This is a genomic window from Allobosea sp. 01N443 (assembly GCF_056399325.1).
The window spans coordinates 1-20,258 of the sequence record NZ_JBFTRC010000026.1; the positions used below are offsets into that span (position 1 = coordinate 1).

Here is a 20,258-nt window from a genome sequence, read left to right on the forward strand (position 1 = left end):
GACGTGCGCCGGTTCGCCTCTTCCGGGCGCTGGGTCCAGGTGTCGACCGACATCGTGGGCAGGTCGAAATAGTCGCGGGTCGTGGCATAGCCATGACCGCCCATTCGGCCGATGGCGTCGAGCCCGACCGGGTCGACATGGAGCCGTTCGTCGACGATGTCGGCCCGGAAATGGGCGTAGACGACTTCGCCGAGGATGATCTCTCGGGAGTTGCCGATGCCGAGCGTGGTGTGGTGGCGACATTCGAAGGCGGCGGGTGCCTGACCGATCCAGGGGCAGGGCACTTTGACGCCCGGCAGGGCATCGAGCCCCGCTTCGCGCAATTCGTCGATGCCCGGCGCAAAAGGCACCGCGCAGACATTCATGCCGGCAATGAGCGCGTCAGAGACGATGTTCACGGTGAAGGCGAGGGTATCGCGGACATTGCGACCGGTATCCTTCTGGCCCCCTGTCGGGCGATACTCGACGCCAAGGGCCAGGATCGCGGGATCGGCCGAAAGGCAGTTGAAGAAGCTGAACGGCGCGGCGTTGACGACGCCCTGCGCATCGACCGTCGTCACCAGCGCGATCGGGCGTGGCACGACCGCGCCGATCAGGAGCTTGTAGCGCTCGCGTGGCGTGAGCGACGCGAAATCGAAGGTGACGATCGAGGGCTGGGTGTCGGACTTGGGCTGGACGCGCGGCTGAGCGGTCATGGGGGAGTCAGTCCTTCGCTCAATGCGTAGGGGGCGAGCAGGTCGCGGATGTCGCGCTCCGCCCGGGGAGTGAGCAGGGCGCGCGTGACCACGGCCTGCAGATGATGATCCATCAGCTCGGCGGCCTGCTTCGCATCGCCGCGCTTCAGCGCCTCGATCAGCTGCCTGTGCTCCGAGACGGCGCATTCCGACGAATGCGGACGGCCGTAGATCGCCAGAACCAGCGAGCAGCGCGAGCTCAGCTCCTGGATATAGCGCAGCAGCAGGACGTTCCCGGTCATCTCGGCGAGCCGGATGTGGAAATCGCCAGAGAGCCGGATTGATTCCGGCCCGTCCTGTCCATGTGCGGCTTCCTCCTGCCGGACATGGTGCTCAAGTTCGGTGATCTGCGCCGGAGTGAGCCGGCCGGCAAGGGTCTCGGCGACCAACCGTTCAAGGCTGCGGCGGACGTCGAAGACGTCGCGGGCTTCTTCCAGGGTGGGATAGGCGACCGAGGCGCCGCGATTGGGCTTGAGCTCGACCAGGCCCTCGACGGCGAGCCGCCCGAAGGCCTCGCGCACCAGCGTACGGCTGACACCGAGCTGTTCGCCGATCGAGTCTTCGGGAAGCTTCATGCCAGGCCGCAACGCCTGCTCGATGATCGCGCGTCGCAGCGCCTTGTACACGGATTGCGCACGCAATCCATGAGGGCGGGGTTCCGTCGGCATGGTGCGTCTCCGCTCTGGCTCGGCCGTCTCAGCCTCACTCCATGTCACGGGATCCCGCTCCACTCCAGTTTCCCCTTGTCTGCGATAATCGTATACAATACGATATCTCTATCGTATGCAATATTGATTGTTGATTGCGCACGAGATGCTGCACAAAGTGCCAGGGTGGCGCGGGATTGGGCATTCACGAGGGGCACCGAGCCTGACCGAGCGCCAAAGATGCGCCGCAGGTTCATCGAGAGGAGAGATCGATGAAGAAGCACTGGTTGTTGGCGGCTGTCGCGGCTCTGGCGCTGAACGGCGCGGCTGAGGCGAAGACCCTGAAATGGGGCGCGTCGCGCGAGATCGCCTCGCTCGACCCCTATTCCTACGGCGAGACGTTCACGCTCTCCGTGCTCAATCATGTCTATGAGGGGCTGGTGCGCTACACCGGCGATCTCAAGATCGAGCCGGCCCTGGCGGAATCATGGGAGACGGTCTCCCCCACGGTCTGGCGCTTCAAGCTGCGTCAGGGTGTGAAGTTCCACAATGGCAACCCCTTCACCGCTGACGACGTGATCGCCTCGCTCGACCGCGTCACGCATGACACCTCGCCGCTCAAGGGTAATCTGCCGGCCTACAAGAGCGCCAAGAAGATCGACGACTATACCGTCGAGATCGAGGTCAACGGCCCGTATCCGCTGCTGCTGAACGACCTCACCAACATCTTCATCTTCGACAAGGAGTGGATGGAGGCGAACAACACCTCGCTCCCGACCGATTCCGGCAAGGGTATCAAGGGCTACGCAACCGACAACACCAACGGCACCGGCCCGTTCAAGGTCGAAAGCCGCCGCGCCGACGCCAAGACGATCTTCATCAAGAACCCGACCTGGTGGGACAAGCCGCAGCACAATATCGACGTCATCGAGTTCACGCCGATCACCTCGGCCTCGACCCGTGTCGCCGCGTTGCTCTCCGGCGAGATCGACTTCACCAATGTCGCGCCCTTGCAGGATCTGCCGCGGCTCGCGGCTTCGCCCGACGTCAAGGTCCTGCAGACCAACGAGCTGCGCTCGGTCTTCTTCGCCCTCAATCTGAAGGATGCGCTGTTCGAGAGCGATGTGAAGGACAAGAACCCCTTCAAGGATATCCGGGTCCGTGAGGCGCTCTATCGCGCGATCGACATCGATGCCGTCCAGAAGCGGGCCATGCGCGGCCTCTCGCGCAATACCGGCGCGCTGGTCGCTCCGGCGATCCCAGGCTACGAGCCGTCCCAGGATGTGCGCCTGCCCTTCGATCTCGAGGGGGCCAAGAAGCTGCTGGCGGCCGCCGGTTATCCCAACGGCTTCTCCTTCCAGTTCAATTGTCAGGCCGACAGCCTGGTCAACGAGGAGGAGTTCTGCCAGGCGGTCGCTTCGATGTGGTCGCGCGCCGGCCTGAAGCCCAATCTCAGCCTCGCCCCGCGCAGCCAGCAGACACCGAAACGCGTCAAGGGCGATTTCGACGTGATCTCCTTTGGCTGGGCCAATGAGCCTATGATCGACGCCTACTCGCTGCTGGTGCAGGTGCTGCGCTCGAAGAGCGGCACGGGCGGCGTGTTCAACTGGGGCAACTGGGGCGATCCGCGCATCGATGCGCTGATCGACAAGGCCGGCGTCGAACTCGACAACAGCAAGCGCATCCCGATGATGATGGAGGCGCTCAAGATCGCCAAGGCAGAGCATCTCTTCATTCCGCTGCATCAGCAGCCGATGGCGTGGGCGATGCGCAACACGGTGACCTCGACCGTGCAGGCCTCCGACAACAAGCCGCGCCTGTGGCTGACGATGCTGAAGTAAGCTGAACCGCATCGACCGACCGGGAGCGTTTAGGCGCTCCCGGCCCATTGTGACCGGAGGGGACGATGCCGGCTTTCCTGCTGAAACGACTGCTGAACGCGGCTGGCGTGATGCTCGCCGTCGCCTTCCTCGCCTTCCTGATCTTTCGCTTCGTCGGCGACCCCGTCGAGCTGATGCTGAACGAGCAGGCGAGCCAGGCGCAGCGCGACGAGTTGCGCGTGCGGCTCGGTCTCGACCGGGGCTTCGTCCTGCAATTTGCGACCTTTGTCGGCAACGCGGCGCGCGGCGATTTCGGCATCTCCTATCGCAATCAGCAGGATGTTTTCACGCTGATCACGGAGCGCTTCCCGGCCACTTTCGAACTGGTGCTGGTGGCGACCTTCCTGTCGCTCGCAGTCGGGATTCCGCTCGGCGTCTACACGGCGATCAGACGTGACAGCCTGCTCGCCAAGTCGCTGCAATTCGTCTCTGTGCTCGGCGTCTCCCTGCCAAGCTTTGCGCTCGGCATCCTGTTCATCCTGCTCTTCTCGGTGACGCTGCAATGGCTGCCGGCCTTCGGCCGCGGCGAGGTGGTGCAGATCGGCTGGTGGAGCACAGGTTTCCTGACGCCGTCCGGCCGGCGGGCGCTGATCCTGCCGGGCATCACGCTCTCGCTCTTCCAGATCACGCTGGTGATGCGGCTGGTGCGGGCCGAGATGCTGGAGACGATGCGCACCGATTTCATCCGCTTCGCCCGGGCGCGGGGCCTGCCGGCTCGCGCGGTGAATTTCCGCCATGCGCTGCGCAACTGCCTGATGCCGGTGATCACGGTGACCGGTCTGCAGATCGGCAACCTGATCGCCTTCGCGCTGGTGACCGAAACCGTCTTCCAATGGCCGGGCATGGGCATGCTCTTCGTCCAGGCCGTGACCTTCGTCGATATCCCGGTGATGGCGGCCTATCTGATCGTCGTCTCCTTCATCTTCGTGTCACTGAACGCGCTGGTCGACCTGCTCTACGCCTATGTCGATCCGAGGCTGCGCGAAGATGCGATTTCGGGAGCCGCCAATGCCCGTTGATGCCACTGCCAAGCCCGGCCGCCTGCGCCGCTTCCTCGACAGCGATATCGGCTGGAGCTTCTGCCGCACTCCCGCGGCCTGGCTTTCGACGCTGGTGCTGGTGCTGCTGATCGCGACCGCGTTTCTCGCGCCCCTGATCGCGCCGCAGAACCCGCATGATCTCGCTCAGGTCTTCATCGACAAGGCCGAGATCCCGCCGATCTGGCAGGCCGGCGGGGAGTGGCCGTTTCTGCTTGGCACGGACCCGCAGGGACGCGATGTGTTGTCGGCCATTCTGTACGGCACGCGCGTCTCGCTGCTGATCGGCATCGCGGCGGTGATCGTCTCGATGGGGCTCGGCGTTACGGTCGGGCTGGTCTCGGGCTTCTATGGCGGCCGCATCGACAACCTCCTGATGCGCCTCGGCGACACCGTTCTCTCGATCCCGACCCTGCTGATGGCGATCCTGGTCAGCGCTATCTTCCGCGAGTTGCTGCCACCCGGCCTGCGTGAGCCTTTCGCTGCGGTGGTGCTGGTGGTCTCGATCTCGCTGACCAACTGGGTGCAGTATGCGCGCACCGTGCGCGCCTCCACCATGGTCGAACGGCGCAAGGAATACGTGCTCGCTGCGCGCATCATCAAGGTCGCGCCGGCGCGAATCATGCGCCGCCACATCCTGCCAAACACCCTGACGCCGGTGATGGTCGCCGCGACGCTCAATCTCGGTCTGGCAATCCTGTCGGAAGCGACCCTGTCCTTCCTGGGCGTCGGGATGCCGATCACCCAGCCTTCGCTCGGCACGCTGATCCGCATCGGCAACCAGTACCTGTTCTCCGGCTCCTGGTGGCTGGTCGTCTTCCCGTCACTGCAGCTCGGGCTGATCGTGCTCTCGGTCAACCTGCTCGGCGACTGGCTACGCGATGCGCTGAATCCGAAACTCCGCTGACAAGAAACTGACGAGGAAACGATGGCTACCGATCTTCTGCTGCGCAATATTCGCCCGCTTGGCGGCGAGGCGACCGATATCCTGATCGAGAAGGGGCGGATTGCCCGCCTCGGGACCGGGCTTGCCGCGCCGGCCGGTGTCGTGGTCGAGGATGGCCGCAACGAGATCCTGCTGCCCGGCCTGGTCGAGGCTCACACCCATCTCGACAAGAGCCTCTGGGGCCTGCCCTGGTACAAGAACGAAGTTGGCCCGAGACTTCTCGACAAGATCGACAATGAGCGCCTGAACAAGCGTCGGCTCGGCATCGATCCCTATCAGCAATCGGCCCGCCAGAGCATCCAGTCCTCGCTGATGGGCTCGACCCATATCCGCAGCCATATCGACATCGATACCGACCACGGCATGTGGGGCGTCGAGGGCGTGATGAAGATGCGCGACGATTATCGCGACATCATCGACGTCGAGATCGTCGCCTTCCCGCAGTCCGGCATGCTGCGCCGGCCCGGCACGCTGGAGCTGATGGACGAGGCCATGAAGCTCGGCGCGGAAGTGGTCGGCGGCCTCGATCCCTGCACGATCGACCGTGATCCCAAGGGCCATCTCGACGCCGTGTTTGCGCTCTGCCAGCGCTACGGCAAGCCGCTCGACATCCACCTGCATGAGCCGGGTGAGGTCGGCGCCTTCTCGATGGACATGATCATCGAGCGTACACGGGCACTCGGCATGAAGGGCAAGGTCACGATCAGCCATGCCTTCTGCCTCGGCACGCCGGACCCGGCGCTCATCGATCCGCTGATCGCCCAGCTCGCCGAGCTCGACATTGCCATCATGACGACGGCGCCGGCGAGCAGGCCGGCCCCGCYGGTGAAGCGGCTGATCGAGGCCGGCATCCGGGTCTGCTCCGGCTCAGACGGCATCCGCGACACCTGGGGGCCGTATGGCAATGCCGACATGCTGGAGCGCGCCATGTTCGTCGGCCTGCGCAACAACTTCCGGCGCGACGATGAACTCCGGATCGCGCTCGATGTCTGCACCATCGAGGGTGCCAAGGTGATGGAACTCGACGGCTACGGGCTGAGCCAGGGCTGTCGGGCCGATCTCGTGCTCGTGCCCGGCGAGACGCTGGCCGAGGCGATCGTGACCCGCTCGCCGAAGCGTCGCGTCGTCAAGGGCGGCAAGATCGTCGCGCGCGACGGCGTCTCGATCAAGAGCGCACCCTGATGCTGCAGGCCGCGCCGCACCCCAAGGGCAGGGTCCTGCTGACCGCGCGCTGGCTCGTGGGCCACCGCGACGGCCGGCATCGGCTCATCGAGAATGGCGAGATCGTCTTCGAGAATGGCGAAGTGGTCTTCATCGGCCATCGCTTCCCCGGCGAGGTCATGCGCCGGATCGATTACGGCAACGCGCTGATCGGACCCGGCTTCGTCGATCTCGACGCGCTTTCCGATCTCGACACCACCATCCTCGCCTATGACAACCAACCGGCCTGGAAGAAGGGGCGTGTCTGGCCGCGGTCCTATATCGAGGCCGGCCCGGTCGAGATGTATTCGCGGGAGGAGCTTGCCTTCCAGAAGCATCATGCCTTCGCGACGCTGATCCGCAATGGCATCACCACGGCGCTGCCGATCGCCTCGCTGTTCTACCGGCAATGGGGCGAGACGCCGGAAGAGTTCTCCGATGCGGCAGAAGCCGCGGCGAAACTCGGCCTGCGCGCCTATCTCGGCCCGGCCTACCGCACCGGGAACCAGGTGGTCGAGGCCGATGGCAGGATCACGACGGCTTATGACGAGCCTCGCGGCCTTGCCGAGCTCGCAGAGGCGATCGCCTTCTGTGAGCGCTTTGAGGGCGCCGCCAGCGGACTCGTCCGCACCATGCTCGCGCCGGACCGGATCGAGACCTCGACTGCCGAACTGCTTCGGCGCACGGCGGAGGCCGGCCGGACCCTTGGCGTGCCAGTGCGGCTGCACTGCTGCCAGTCGAAGATCGAGTACGATCTCGTGCTGGCGCAGCACGGCATGAGCCCGCCGGAATGGCTGGAGAAGCTCGGCTTTCTGACCGAGCGGACGCTCCTGCCTCACGGAACCTATGTCTCCGGCAGCAGGCACATTTCCCGGCCTGGCCACGATCTCGAGATCATCCGCGATGCCGGTTCGACCATTGTGCATTGCCCGCTGGTCTCCGGACGCCACGGCAATGCCATCGATCATTTCGGGCGCTATCGCGAGATGGGCCTGAATCTCGGCCTCGGCACCGATACCAGCCCGCCGGACATGATCATGAACATGCAGGTCGGCATGATCCTCGCCCGCACCATGGCGGGCAGCTCGGCCGGCGTGCGCAGCGAGGACTATTACGACGCGGCGACCATTGGCGGTGCCGATGCGCTTGGCCGCCCGGATCTCGGCAGGCTCCAGCCCGGCGCGCGGGCCGATATCACGGTCTTCGATCTCGACCGGCCACATCTCGGCCAGGTCATCGATCCGATCCAGACCATGCTGCTCGCCGGACACGGCCGCGACTTCGCGACGGTGATCATCGACGGCCGCTTCGTCATGGAGGACCGCGAGATCCCGGGCGTCGACGAAGCTGCGGACAAGCGGCGCGCGCAGAAACAGTTCGAAGGCGTGATGGCGCAGTACCCGCGCCGGACACATGGCCACCCGCCGGCTTCCGAGATCTTCTCGTCAAGCTATCCGGTCGAACGTGGGGAGGAGAGAACATGACCGCCATGGCCGTGCCCCAGTCGCTGCTCTCGGTGCGGGACCTCAAGGTCGTCTTCGACGGCCGCCATGGCCCGCTGACGGCGCTCGACGGCGTTTCGCTCGAGATCGCGCCAGGCGAGATCCTTGGCGTTGTCGGCGAGTCGGGGGCGGGCAAATCCCTGACCGGTACGGCGGTGATCGGCCTGCTCGATCCGCCCGGCCGGGTTGCAGGCGGCAGCATCCATCTCAACGGCCGGCGCATCGACAATCTCCCAGCCGAGGCGATGCGCCTGGTGCGGGGCAAGGAGATCGGCGCGATCTTCCAGGATCCGCTGACCTCGCTCCATCCACTGCTCCGGGTTGGGGATCAGATCGTCGAGACGATCCTGGCGCATCTGCCGGTCAGCCGTGGCGAGGCGCGGGCACGGGCGCTCCACCTTCTCAAGGAAGTCGGCATTCCCGCCGCCGAAACGCGGATCGACCATTATCCGCATCAGTTCTCGGGCGGCATGCGCCAGCGTGTGGTGATCGCGCTGGCTCTCTGCGCCGAACCCAAGCTGATCATCGCGGACGAGCCGACGACGGCGCTCGACGTTTCGATCCAGGCGCAGATCATGAGCCTGCTCAAGCGGCTCTGCCGCGAGCATGGCACAGCGATCATGCTGGTGACACATGACATGGGCGTGATCGCCGAGACGGCAGACAGGGTCGCGGTGATGTATGCCGGACGGGTCGTCGAGGTCGGCCCTGTGAAGGATGTGACGCGCCACCCCAGCCATCCCYATACGGCCGGGCTGATGGCTTCGATCCCGAGCGTGCATGAGCGCCATCGCCATCTCAACCAGATCGACGGCGCCATGCCGCGACTGAACGCCATACCGAAGGGCTGCGCCTTCAATCCGCGGTGCGGTTCTTGCCGCGACCGCTGCCGCGACGAGCGGCCTTCGCTGGGCGCGGGGCTCCATATCGCCGCCTGCCATTTCCCCTTGCGCGAGCTGGTTCATGGCTGAAACTGAAACCATTCTCGAGGTGAAGGCGGCGTCGTGCCGCTTCGACGTCTCGGCGCCCTGGCTGTCCCGTCTGGCTTCGCATGAGCCGCGCCGTGTGTTGAGGGCGGTCGAGGATATCTCCTTCACGGTCCAGCGTGGCACCACTTTCAGCATCGTCGGCGAGTCCGGCTGCGGGAAGTCGACGCTGGCACGGATGATCGTCGGGCTGCAGCGCCCGACCGAGGGCAGCTTGCGCTTCGCCGATATCCGCCGCCTCGATGGCAGCTTCGGTCCGCCACGCGTTCAGATGATCTTCCAGGATCCCTACGCCAGCCTGAATCCGCGCTGGCGGGTCGGCGACATCATCGCCGAGCCGATCCGCGAGCTGAAGCTGCGCCGCGATGACGCCGAGGCGACGGAACGCGTCGGCGATCTGCTCGAGATCGTCGGTCTGTCCCGCGCCGACGCCCGGCGCTTCCCGCATGAATTCTCTGGCGGGCAGCGGCAGCGCATCTCGATCGCCCGTGCACTGGCGACCGAGGCCGATTTCCTGGTCTGCGACGAGCCGACCTCGGCACTCGACGTCTCCGTGCAGGCACAGATCCTCAATCTCATGGTGAGGCTGCAGGCCGAGTTCGGCCTGACCTATCTCTTCATCAGCCATAATCTCTCGGTGGTTCGGCACATGTCCGACCATCTGGCGATCATGTATCTCGGCCGCTTCGTCGAGGCCGGCCCCGCCGATGAGGTCTTCAACCTGCCGCGCCATCCCTATACGCGGCTGCTGCTCGACACGATTCCCGATGTCGAGAGACCGAACCGGGAGCGCAAGCCGATGTCGGGCGAGGTGCCGAGCCCGATTGCGCCGCCGAGCGGCTGCGCGTTTCACCCGCGCTGTGCGAGTGCCGTCGAGCGCTGTTCGCAGCAACGCCCCCCGCTGCGCGATTTCGGCGATGTCCGCCTCGCCTGCGACAGAGCGTGATCGGTACGCGGAGGGATGGTTAACGGCCGAACTGGCCGTTAACGCGCGATTTACCGTGTTTTGCCTAGGGTAAGCGAGGCTTCCTCTGGTCGCGGATACATCTCGCCATGCAAGCACAGGCTCTCAAGCTGCCGGAGACGGCCAATGAGGATGTGCTCAATGGGACTGCGGCCGCCCGCGCCATTGGCGAGATCGCGGAGCGCTTCGGCAAGCTCGGGGTCGAGATCACGGATATTTCCGGCCGCATCGGCGATGTCACACGACAGCTCGAAGGCCAGGCCGAAGGGCTGCACCGCGTCGTTGCGTCCGTCGAGCAGGTTTCGCGCTCCAATCGCTCGATCCAGAGTTCGGCGGAAGACGCTCAGAAGGCGGCGTCTGTCGTCAAGAGTGGCCTGGAACGGGTCACGGGAGCGGTTCGGCAGGGGCTGAATGCTGCCCAGAGCGATATCGAGACGCTGAGCCAGGGGGCCGAATCGATTTCGGCTGCGCTTGCCGAGGCCGTCACCAATGCCCACAAGGTTCGCGAGGCGAGCGACGCCATCCAGACGATCACGCGCGAGATCCAACTGCTCTCGATCAATGCCGGTGTCGAGGCGGCGCGGAGTGGTTCGGCGGGGCGCGGGTTTGCGGTCATCGCTGCGGCCGTGAAGCAACTCTCCGAGCAGACGCGTGAGGCGACCGCACTCAGCACCCGACAGCTCGACGCGCTTGTGGAAACGGTCGATCAGCTTGCCCGCCGCAGTTTCGAGAATGCAGCGGTCGCCCGCCGCGCGAGCGAGGAGAGCAGGGGAATATCCCGGCAGGTCGGCGAACTCGACATTTTCGGTCGCTCGGTCGTCGGGCTGATCGGCGATATCGATGCGATCTCGAATCCGACGCGGGAGAATGCCATCGCCTTCGCCAAGGTCGGCGAGGATCTCAAGGCGCTGGTCGCCGGCGTCGACCAGTCGAGCGGCAATCTCGATCTCGCGTCGGGCCGGGCGGCTTCGCTCGTCTCGATCAGCGAGGCGATCCTCGGTTCGATTGCGGCTTCCGGCGTGCGCACCGCGCAATCGGAACTGATCGCCACCGCCATGGAGACGGCGCAAGCCATTTCCGGCCTCTTCGAGGACGCCGTGGCACAAGGCGAAATCGCGATGGCCGATCTCTTCGATGAGACCTATCGTCCGATCGGCGGCTCGGACCCCCTGCAGCATATGACGCGTTTCGTCGCGTTGACCGATCGTCTGCTGCCGCCGCTCCAGGAAAGGCTGCTGGCCGCAAACAAGCGCGTCGTTTTCTGCGCGGCCGTCGATCGCAACGGCTTTCTGCCGACCCATAACCGCAAGTACTCGCAGGCGCAGGGACGGGATCCGATCTGGAACAACGCGAATTGCCGGAACCGCCGCGTCTTCGCGGATCGCACCGGGTTGGCGGCTGCCCGCAACCAGAAACCCTTCCTGCTGCAGACCTATCGGCGCGACATGGGCGGCGGCCAGTTTCTCGTCATGGAGGACCTCTCCGCGCCGATCTGGGTCAAGGGGCGCCATTGGGGCGGAATTCGCTTCGGTCTCAGCGTTTGAGGCGACCGCATTAACGGCCTGTGAGCGTTCCTGCAGGCAAGACTACGCGTAGCGCCAGGATGGCGCGTCGGGTTGAGTGAGTGTCCGGTCCAGCGTCATGCATATCGCGCCGTCTTTTCCCAATCTCTCGGTCCTGCTGATCGATAGCAGCGCGCATTACCGGCGCATCGTCCGGACCATGCTCTACCAGGCGTCGCTCCACCGCATCTTCGAGGCCCCGGATTTGTCCTCGGCCGCAACGATGTTCATCCAGAAGCAGCCGAACATCGTGGTCCTGGACTGGGACCTGCCCGATTCCGGCAGTGTCAAATGCCTGGCATCGATCCGTTCGTTCAAGACTTCGCCCTTCGCCAAGGCTCCGGTTCTGGTGATGATGGAACGCCCCGACCGCCGTTCGGTCGTGCAGGCGGCCAAGCTCGGGGCGCACGAGATCATCACCAAGCCGATCTCGCCCAACGCGCTCTGGCTGCACCTGTCCGGGATCATCAACATCCCGCGCAAGTACAAGGAGCAGAACGGCAGCATCTCGCTCGTTCCGCGTGCCATCAGCAATGCCATGTTCTGACCACATCTGCCTCGGAAACGCCCAAAGCGTTGATGCCGGGGTGCCGCCGATTAGCGAAATTTTTACCAATCTGGCGTGATCTTCCATCCGCCAATCATGGGTCCCGCCGCCGTGGTCATCACCGTCTCGCTTCCAGCCTTTCTCGGTCGTTCCGAGGCGGCAGCCTTCCGCAATCAGCTGCTTGTCGCGCTGGAGCAGAAGGAGAGCATCGYCGTCGAATGCGCTGAAGCTGGCCCCCTGCCCAGCCTCTGGATTCAGTTGCTCCATGCCGCCGCGACCAGTGCGCAGGCAAAGGGGCTCAGCGTCACTCTCAAGGCGGCCTCGGAAGAGTGCCGCAAGTCCCTGCAGGCGATCGGCTTCGATCCTGCCCAAAGCGCTCTCGTCCTGGAGTGATATCGATGAGAATCCTGGCCATCGACGATACGAAGACCCTGCTCAGTCTGCTCAGCCTGACGCTTCGCAATGCCGGACATGAGGTGGCGGAAGCGGAGAACGGCGAGGACGGCCTCGTCAAGTTCGACCAGTTCCAGCCCGATCTGGTGATCACCGACCTCAACATGCCGTTGATGGACGGAATCGAGTTCACGCGCGCCTGCCGTGCCCGACCGGCCGGCCAGAATACGCCGATCATCGTGTTGACGACGGAAAACGGCGCCGAGATCAAGGCGGAGGGCCGGCGCGCCGGTGCCAGCGCCTGGATGGTCAAGCCGTTCGAGCCCAACACCCTGCTCGGCCTCGTTGCTCGCTATCAGAACTAAGGCTGGCCGATGGATCCGTTAGCGGAACTCAAACAAACGTTCTTCCAGGAATGCGAAGAGCTTCTCGGCGCTCTGGAGCAAAAGCTTCAGGCGCTTGATGAGGGCTCACGCGAGCCCGAGGACGTCAACGCCGCATTTCGCGCGATCCATTCGATCAAGGGCGGGGCAGGGGCCTTCGGTTGCACGGAGCTCGTCGCCTTCGCCCATGTCTTCGAGGCTTCGCTCGATCATTTGCGTTCGGGGCGTGTCGCGATCGAGGACGCTCCCTTCGGACTGTTTCTGCGCTGCTCGGATGCCGTTGCCGATCTGGTGTCGGCGGCGCGCAATGACGAACCGGCCCGCCCGCGTCCTGATCTGCTCGAGGCGCTGGAACGTGTCGGGCAGGCCGAACCCGTCGCAGCAGCTCCTGCCGCTGCCGCTTCCGCACCTCCAGTGCCATCGGCCTCCGCGCCTGCGAGCGACGACGCCCCGCCGGGTATCGCAGCGCTCGGCAATCTGCTTGCGATGGTCGAGGCGAAGTCCGCCGCGCCCGTGAAGCCGATCGATGACGGCTGGGACGACGAGCCAGTTGCCGCCGTCGCTCCGGCCGAGCCGGTGAAGGCCGGCAGCGAGATGTGCCTGCGCATCACGCCGGATCGCGACCTCTTCCGCCGTGTGATCGAACCCCGCGTCGTGCTGGCGGCTCTGCCGCCGGAGGATATCGTTTCCGTCTCCTGCGACCTGAGCCACGTGCCGTCGCTGGAGGAACTCGACGTCACCGATTGCTGGATGCGCTTTGCCGTGAACCTGCGCACGCAGTTGTCGGTCGAAGAGCTGCACGGCAAGTTCGATTTCACCCTCGCGACCGAGGAGTTCGAGATCGAGGCGATGCCCGAGCCGGCCAATGACGATGTGGCCTCGTTCGCGCCAGTCGCTGCCGTCGAAGCAGAGGTGCCGCAGTCGGTTGCTGCCGATCTCTCGGCAATCCTGGCGAAGCTCGGGCCTGCTCCGGCCGCTGCGCCGGAACCCGTTCCTGTGCCGGCTCCTGCGCCGGCCCCGGCCCCAGTCGAGGCGACGGCTCCGCCCGTGCCGCGTCCTGCGCTTCGTGCTCCTGCCAATGATGCTCCTGCGGCCCGCCAACGCCAGGCCGTCAGCGTTCGCGTCGACCTCGACCGCATCGACAAGCTGATGAATCTCGTCGGCGAGATCGTCATTACCCAGTCCATGCTGGTCGAATGCGTGCGCTCGCTGCCCTATGACGTCTATGCCAAGACCGCCGAGGGCATCCTGACGCTGTCGCGCCAGACACGCGAGCTGCAGGACCATGTCATGGCCGTGCGCGCGCAGCCGGTGAAGGCCGTGTTCCAGCGCATGCCGCGCCTCGTCCGCGAGCTTGCGCAGACCCTGGGCAAGGAAGTGCGCCTGGTGCTCGAAGGCGAAAATACCGAGGTCGACAAGACGATCATCGAAGAGCTTGCCGATCCGCTGACTCACATGATCCGCAATTCGATGGATCATGGCCTGGAGACGCCGGAGGAACGCCTGGCAGCAGGCAAGGGGCCGGAGGGCACGATCCAGCTCACCGCCGAACATCGGGCCGGGCGCATCGTGATTTCCGTCACCGATGACGGGCGCGGCATCAATCGCGAGAAGCTACTGGGCAAGGCCCGTTCGCGTGGTCTTGTCGGCCCCGATGAAAAGCTTGCACCCGAGGAGATCGACCAGTTGATCTTCGCCGCCGGGCTTTCGACCGCGGAGGCCGTCAGCGACATCTCGGGCCGCGGCGTCGGCATGGATGTGGTGCGGCGCAATGTCGAGTCGCTCGGCGGCCGCATCAGCGTCGATTCCGAGCCCGGCCGCGGTTGCAAGTTCACCCTGGCATTGCCGCTGACGCTCGCCGTGCTCGAGGGCATGGTGATCCGCTGCGGTGACGATCGCTACGTCATCCCGATCGCGAGTGTGATCGAGACCCAGCACCTCGCCAATACGCCGATCKAGCATCTCACCTTCGGCCAGGAAGTCCTGCGCTGGCGCGGTGAGGTCACACCGCTCTACCGGCTCGGCGCCGTGATGGGCTCGTCCGGGCAGCGCGACGAGAACATCATCATCATCGCCGAAACCGAGCGCGGCGGTAATGTCGGAATTGCGGTCGACGAGATCGTCGGCCAGCAGCAGGTCGTCGTGAAGAGCCTCGAGGCGAATTACGGCGCGGTCAACGGCGCATCCGCCGCGACCATCCTCGGCGACGGCCTCGTCGCCCTGATCCTCGATGTCGACTCGATGCTGAGGCTGGCCGCGACCGGCAGCCGGCAACCCGCTCCCGAACTGAAAATGGCTGGATGATCATGACCCTTCAACTCGGCGAAAAGCACTTCTCGTCGGCGCAGCCTGAATCAGCCGTGCGTCGTATCGTTACCTTCCGCGTCGGTGATCGGACTTTCGGCATCGATGTCGGCATGGTTCGTGAAATCAAGGGCTGGCAGGTGACCACGCCCCTGCCGCATGCGGCTCCGCATGTGCGCGGCGTGCTCAATCTGCGCGGCGTCATTCTCGCGGTCTACGACCTGCGCACCTCGATCGGCCTCGGTGTCACCGATGCCACGGCAACCCACGTCATCGTCGTCGTCGATGTCGAGGACAAGACCGCCGGCCTGCTGGTCGACTCGGTCTCCGACATCGTCGATGTTCCGGTCAGCGCGGTTCGCCCGGCGCCGGATCTGGAGCGTGACGAGCATGGCCTGATCGAAGGCCTCGTGTTGCTCGACACCGAGATCGTCGCCTTGCTCGACCTCGCGGCCGTGATCCGCGAAGGCGGGGCGGAAACCCCTCTCGCTCGGACCACCCGGGCGGCTTGATCATCATCTGACGCGGCAACGCRCCAGATGACTGAGCCGGGAAGGCCAACGCGCCAAGAAAGACACGACAAGAACATGGGCAGCTTCGCCGGTTCCCTTTCGAGACTCTCGGTACGGCTGCCGCTGATGTTTCTCGGCGCGGCTTTCGTTTCGGGCGGCGCCATCGGCGCCGCCGCCTATCATGTCGCCTGGGGGCGGCTGAATGACCTCGCGCAGCTCGGGCTGAGCGCCGCCGATATCGACGGTGCCGTGCGATCGGCCATTCCGCAGATGCTGGGGATCAGCGCCGTTTCGCTGGTCGCGATCGCGGCCGTCGGCTGGTTTGCGGCGCGGTCGATCTACCGGCCCATCGTCGAGATGCGCGATGCGGTCGGCCTGTTGGCCCAGGGCGAGAACGCCGCGATCCCGGGCCTCGCCCGCGGCGACGAGATCGGCGACCTTGCCCGCGCCCTGAAGAGCATTCACGAGACAGGGGTCGAAGCTGCGCGTATCCGTGCCGCGCTCGATGACTGCCGCACCAATGTTATGGTCTGCGATCGGCAGAACCGCGTCGTCTACGTCAACAAGTCGCTGCTGAAGTTCTTTGCCGAGGCCCAGGAGGATTTTCGCACGGCCTTCCCGGGCTGCTCGGCCAAGGACATGCTTGGCCGGGTCATGGATGCCGTCTATGGCGACCCCGTGTTCGGGCGGCATGATGTCGGCGGGGCCCGCGCGATCCGCTATGCGCTCGGCCGGCGGACTATTTCGCTGTCTTTGAGCCCTGTCCTGCATGCCAATGGCGAGCGTCTCGGCACCGCCGTCGAATGGCTGGAACTGACCGACGAACTTGCCGCCGCCAACGAGGTTGCAGATGTCGTCTCGGCGGCCGTCGAGGGCGACTTCTCGCGTCGTATTCCGCTTGCGGGCAAGCCGGAGGCGATGGCTCGCATCGCCGAGGGCCTGAATCAGATCAATACGCTGGTCGAAGGCGCGGTCGGCGAATTTTCGAGCGTGCTCGGTGGACTGGCTGAGGGCGACCTGAGCCACCGCATGGAGGGGGACTATCGCGGCCGCCTCGCAGAGCTGAAGCGCAGCCTGAACGGAGCACTCGCCCATCTCGGCCAGACCGTCTCGACCATCCAACTGACGGCAGGCAATGTTTCGCGAGCCGCGAGCGAGATCAATTCCGGCGCAGGCGACCTTGCCAGGCGGACTGAAGCGACAGCCGGCAATCTGGAGGAAACTGCCGCGACGACCGAGGAGCTGGCAGCCTCCGTCAAGCAGAGCGCGGCCCGCTCCCGCGAGGCGACCCAGCTGGCCGGAGAGGCCATGAATGTGGCCAATGACGGCAGGGTTGTCGTGTCCCAGGCGGTTGGCGCGATCGAACGGATCGAGACGTCCTCCGTCCGCATCTCGGAGATCGTCTCCGTGATCGACGGTATTGCCTTCCAGACCAATCTGCTGGCGCTCAATGCGGCGGTCGAGGCTGCGCGGGCCGGTGATGCGGGCAAGGGGTTTGCCGTTGTGGCCTCCGAAGTGCGCGCCCTGGCACAGCGTTCCGCTCAGGCTGCGCGGGATATCAAGGGTCTCATCGCGACCTCCAACGAGCAGGTCGGCGAGGGCGTGCGCTTCGTACGCAGCACCGGTGAAGCTCTGGAGCGGATCGTGGCCGCTGCGAGCAAGGTCTCTGCGACCGTCGCGGAGATCTCTTCCGCGACCGCCGAGCAGGCCCATGGCATCGAGGAGATGAGCCAGACCGTCGCCCATATGGACGAGATGACCCAGCAGAACTCGGCTTTGGCGGAGCAGAGTGCGTCATCGGCACATGAACTGATGGCGGAAATCGACAGGCTGAAACAGCTTGTTGCCGTCTTCCGCATCGAGGAAGGGTTCGCTGCGCCGTCGGTTCATGCTGCGCAGACCGAGCCCGCCCGGTTGCAGCGACTTGCGGCTGCAGCGCTCGTCGAGCAGGCGCGTGTCGCGCCGGCGGTCCGCCGCCCGGAGTCGCGTCGGCCGGAACTGACGAAAGCCCCGGCGGTCCGTCCAGCGCCGCGCCGCATCGCCAATGGGCGTGTCGATGATTGGGCCGAGTTCTAGTTCGATGTTGTCAGGTTCACAGTGATGCTCGCGCCTCAAGGTCTTCCCGAAGCCACGCTGACGCGTGAGGACATGGGCTTCATATCGAAGCTCGTCTACGAGCATGCCGGCATCGTCATCCGCGAACACAAGGAAGCGATGACGCGCGGTCGCCTTTCCCGACGCGTCAAGGCGCTGGGAATGGGCTCGGTCGCGGAGTACTGCGCCTTCCTGAAGACGCCGGGCGCGCAGGACGAGATCCCCGAGCTGATCAACGCGGTCACCACCAACCACACCGCCTTCTTCCGCGAGCGGCATCACTTCGACCATTTGCGCCGCGATGTGCTGCCGAGGCTGGTTCAGGAACGCGGCGGCCGGCGCGGGCGTATCCGGATCTGGTCCTCTGCCTGCTCCTCCGGCGAGGAGCCCTACAGCATTGCGGCTGTCTCGCGCGACGTCATCGGCTCACGCAGCGATCTCGATTTCCGCATTCTGGCGACTGATATCGACACGGACATCCTCAACCGGGCGGAAGCGGGCATCTATCCGGCGGAGCTGTTCGAGCGTCTGCCCGCCGATGTCAGGCCGCTGCTGCGCCTGGACGGGCAGGTCGGGCGTGGAGAGGCGCGGATCAGCGATGATCTGCGCCGGCTGATCGCCTTCAAGCGGCTCAATCTCATCGAAAACTGGCCGATGCGTGGCCCATTCGATGCCATTTTCTGCCGAAACGTCTTCATCTATTTCGATACCCGGACCAAGGCCACGATCCTCGACCGCTTCGTCGATCTGCTTGCGCCGGGAGGTTTCCTCTATCTCGGTCATTCCGAGTCGCTCCCGCAACCTCACCCGCAGCTCAGGCTGATCGGCCGCACGATCTACGAGAGAACCCCATGAGTATCACGCGGTCCTCTCGGCGCTATTTCGACCCCCGTTTCGAGGCGACGATCATCACGGTCGCGCCAGGTGAGCACGAGATCACCTCGGCGAAGGACGAGATCGTCGCGACTGTGCTGGGCTCGTGCATCTCGGTCTGCATGCGCGATCCGCAGGCAGGGGTCGGTGGGCTGAACCATTTCCTGCTGCCGAAGAACAACAGTGGCAACGATGCCAGCGCCGGCGAGCGTTATGGCGACACCGCGATGGAAGTTCTCATCAACGGCCTGCTCAAGCGCGGCGGCAAACGAAATCATCTCGAAGCCAAGGTCTTCGGCGGGGCACGGGTCCTGTCGGGGGCGACCATGCTCGCCATAGGCGACGGCAACATTGCCTTCGTGCTCGACTTCCTCAACCGGGAAGGCATTCCCATCGTCTCCAAGGATGTCGGCGGCACACGCTCACGGCGAATCCACTACCAGCCTTCCACGGGACGGGCCTGGGTGYAGCATGTGCAGCCGAGCGTCCGCAGCAGCGAGCATGAGCAGGAAGTGGCCTATCTCAACCGACTTAAGACCCAGCCTGTCGCAGGTGATGTCGAGATCTTCACATGACCCTGAACCAAGCACCATCGGCCAAACCCGTCACTGTCCTTGTCGTCGACGATTCCGTCCTGATGCAGAAGCTCATGACGCAGATCATCGACTCCGCCCCCGGCTTCAAGGTGATCGGCGTCGCCGGCAGCGCGGAGGAGGGTTGGGACGCGATCCAGGAGCTGCGGCCAGACCTGCTGACKCTCGATCTCGAACTGCCGGGACGGCACGGCCTCAAATTGCTGGCGCGCGTGCTGAAGCAGGATCCGTTGCCGGTGCTGATCGTCTCAGCCTTCGGCGGCCCAGGCGCCGACAACACCATCCAGGCGCTAGAACTGGGGGCGATCGACTTCATCGAGAAGCCGGACGGCACGACGCATACGCTCGAAGGCTTCATGAAGCATCTGGTGGCTGCGCTTCACCGCGCCTCGGCCAGTCGAAAGATGCTTGCAGCCGCGCGCGCTCTGGCGCGCGAAGCCGCGCCGGCAAGGCCAGCTCCCGTTCGTGAACCTGGGCGCGCTTCCGCCTCGCCCGGTGGGCGTACGTCGTTGATCRCCATCGGCGCCTCGACTGGCGGCGTACCGGCCGTGCAGGTGGTGATGCGGGACCTCGCCAATCTGCGCATCCCGATGGTCGTGGTTCAGCACATGCCCGCCGGCTACACGGCAAAATTCGCGGCACGCCTGGCGGCGGCCACCGGGCTTGACGTCCGCGAGGCGGCTGACGGGGACAAGCTGAAGCCTGGCATGGCGGTCGTCGCGCCAGGTGGCCTGCGCCATCTCGAGATCGAGGAGCGCCGTGGGGAACTGGTCTGTGTCCTGAAGGAAGGGCCGCTGGTCAGCGGTCATTCGCCATCGGTCGATGTCATGTTCCACTCGGTGGCGCGCAGCCTGGGTGCCCATTCGGTAGGCGTGCTGCTGACCGGGATGGGCCGGGACGGGGCAGACGGTTTGTTAGCCATGCGCAAAGCCGGCGCCGAGACGTTAATTCAAAGTGGCGAAACCTGTGTGGTAAACGGGATGCCGAAAGCAGCATTCGAGATCGGGGCCGCTGATCGCGTTGTGGCACTCGACCAGATTGGCGCCGCTATCGGCCACCTGATCGCAGAACGTCCGCATCAGCGCACCGCGTGAGGAGAGC

The 20,258-nt window shown here is 65.1% G+C and carries 19 protein-coding genes; 17 read left to right on the forward strand and 2 right to left on the reverse strand.

The annotated features are described in order from the left end of the window. The coding region (locus tag AC1DRP_RS09785) for a flavin reductase family protein (RefSeq protein ID WP_476768400.1) at nucleotides 1–695 on the reverse strand (695 nt) is incomplete at its 3' end. Then, entirely contained in the window at nucleotides 692–1,402 is a 711-nt protein-coding gene (locus AC1DRP_RS09790) for a GntR family transcriptional regulator (RefSeq protein ID WP_052513480.1), read from the reverse strand. The genes AC1DRP_RS09785 and AC1DRP_RS09790, both read right to left, overlap by 4 nt. A gap of 251 nt (nucleotides 1,403–1,653) precedes the next feature. On the opposite strand from AC1DRP_RS09790, the gene AC1DRP_RS09795 reads away from it, so the two are divergent. From AC1DRP_RS09795 to cheB, 17 genes are all read left to right on the forward strand, one after another. Further along, nucleotides 1,654–3,222, forward strand: a complete 1,569-nt coding sequence (locus AC1DRP_RS09795; protein ID WP_441505298.1) for an ABC transporter substrate-binding protein — start codon at nucleotides 1,654–1,656, stop codon at nucleotides 3,220–3,222. 65 nt (nucleotides 3,223–3,287) lie between these two features. Then, on the forward strand, nucleotides 3,288–4,280 hold the full coding sequence (locus AC1DRP_RS09800) for an ABC transporter permease (RefSeq protein WP_069879765.1): 993 nt from the start codon (nucleotides 3,288–3,290) through the stop codon (nucleotides 4,278–4,280). Continuing rightward, nucleotides 4,270–5,205: an ABC transporter permease gene (locus tag AC1DRP_RS09805; RefSeq protein WP_441489365.1), complete on the forward strand. Its 936-nt coding sequence runs from the start codon at nucleotides 4,270–4,272 to the stop codon at nucleotides 5,203–5,205. Before AC1DRP_RS09800 ends, AC1DRP_RS09805 begins: the two co-directional genes overlap by 11 nt. 21 nt (nucleotides 5,206–5,226) lie before the next feature. Beyond that, on the forward strand, nucleotides 5,227–6,426 hold the full coding sequence (locus AC1DRP_RS09810) for an amidohydrolase family protein (protein WP_476768401.1): 1,200 nt from the start codon (nucleotides 5,227–5,229) through the stop codon (nucleotides 6,424–6,426). Continuing rightward, the gene (locus AC1DRP_RS09815) at nucleotides 6,426–7,928 is read left to right on the forward strand and encodes an amidohydrolase family protein (protein ID WP_476768402.1); all 1,503 of its coding nucleotides are present in this window, start codon (nucleotides 6,426–6,428) and stop codon (nucleotides 7,926–7,928) included. Before AC1DRP_RS09810 ends, AC1DRP_RS09815 begins: the two co-directional genes overlap by 1 nt. 11 nt (nucleotides 7,929–7,939) lie before the next feature. Continuing rightward, nucleotides 7,940–8,917: an ABC transporter ATP-binding protein gene (locus AC1DRP_RS09820; RefSeq protein WP_476768418.1), complete on the forward strand. Its 978-nt coding sequence runs from the start codon at nucleotides 7,940–7,942 to the stop codon at nucleotides 8,915–8,917. Next, a complete protein-coding gene (locus AC1DRP_RS09825; protein WP_476768403.1) occupies nucleotides 8,910–9,878 on the forward strand; it encodes an ABC transporter ATP-binding protein in 969 nt (322 codons plus the stop codon). The genes AC1DRP_RS09820 and AC1DRP_RS09825 overlap by 8 nt, the downstream gene beginning before the upstream one ends. Before the next feature lie 107 nt (nucleotides 9,879–9,985). Continuing rightward, nucleotides 9,986–11,440 (forward strand): methyl-accepting chemotaxis protein, encoded by a 1,455-nt coding sequence (locus AC1DRP_RS09830; protein ID WP_476768404.1) that lies wholly within the window; start codon nucleotides 9,986–9,988, stop codon nucleotides 11,438–11,440. A gap of 76 nt (nucleotides 11,441–11,516) precedes the next feature. Next, the gene (locus AC1DRP_RS09835; RefSeq protein WP_162768079.1) at nucleotides 11,517–12,005 is read left to right on the forward strand and encodes a response regulator; all 489 of its coding nucleotides are present in this window, start codon (nucleotides 11,517–11,519) and stop codon (nucleotides 12,003–12,005) included. A gap of 96 nt (nucleotides 12,006–12,101) precedes the next feature. After that, nucleotides 12,102–12,398: an STAS domain-containing protein gene (locus tag AC1DRP_RS09840; RefSeq protein WP_476768405.1), complete on the forward strand. Its 297-nt coding sequence runs from the start codon at nucleotides 12,102–12,104 to the stop codon at nucleotides 12,396–12,398. 5 nt (nucleotides 12,399–12,403) lie between these two features. Then, nucleotides 12,404–12,763: a response regulator gene (locus AC1DRP_RS09845; protein ID WP_441476827.1), complete on the forward strand. Its 360-nt coding sequence runs from the start codon at nucleotides 12,404–12,406 to the stop codon at nucleotides 12,761–12,763. A 9-nt stretch (nucleotides 12,764–12,772) separates the two neighbouring features. Continuing rightward, on the forward strand, nucleotides 12,773–15,085 hold the full coding sequence (locus AC1DRP_RS09850; RefSeq protein ID WP_476768406.1) for a chemotaxis protein CheA: 2,313 nt from the start codon (nucleotides 12,773–12,775) through the stop codon (nucleotides 15,083–15,085). Between the two features lie 2 nt (nucleotides 15,086–15,087). Further along, nucleotides 15,088–15,597, forward strand: coding sequence for a chemotaxis protein CheW (locus AC1DRP_RS09855; RefSeq protein ID WP_069882586.1), 510 nt, complete (start codon nucleotides 15,088–15,090; stop codon nucleotides 15,595–15,597). Nucleotides 15,598–15,672: 75 nt separating this feature from the next. Next, nucleotides 15,673–17,673 (forward strand): methyl-accepting chemotaxis protein, encoded by a 2,001-nt coding sequence (locus AC1DRP_RS09860; RefSeq protein WP_476768407.1) that lies wholly within the window; start codon nucleotides 15,673–15,675, stop codon nucleotides 17,671–17,673. A gap of 24 nt (nucleotides 17,674–17,697) precedes the next feature. Continuing rightward, nucleotides 17,698–18,546 carry a CheR family methyltransferase gene (locus AC1DRP_RS09865; protein ID WP_441505304.1) on the forward strand — a complete coding sequence of 283 codons (849 nt, stop codon included), beginning with the start codon at nucleotides 17,698–17,700 and terminating at the stop codon, nucleotides 18,544–18,546. Further along, a complete protein-coding gene (locus AC1DRP_RS09870) occupies nucleotides 18,543–19,139 on the forward strand; it encodes a chemoreceptor glutamine deamidase CheD (RefSeq protein WP_476768408.1) in 597 nt (198 codons plus the stop codon). The genes AC1DRP_RS09865 and AC1DRP_RS09870 overlap by 4 nt, the downstream gene beginning before the upstream one ends. Beyond that, complete coding sequence (gene cheB, locus AC1DRP_RS09875; RefSeq protein WP_476768409.1) at nucleotides 19,136–20,251, forward strand: chemotaxis-specific protein-glutamate methyltransferase CheB; 1,116 nt, start codon at nucleotides 19,136–19,138, stop codon at nucleotides 20,249–20,251. The genes AC1DRP_RS09870 and cheB overlap by 4 nt, the downstream gene beginning before the upstream one ends. The last annotated feature ends 7 nt before the right edge of the window (nucleotides 20,252–20,258 follow it).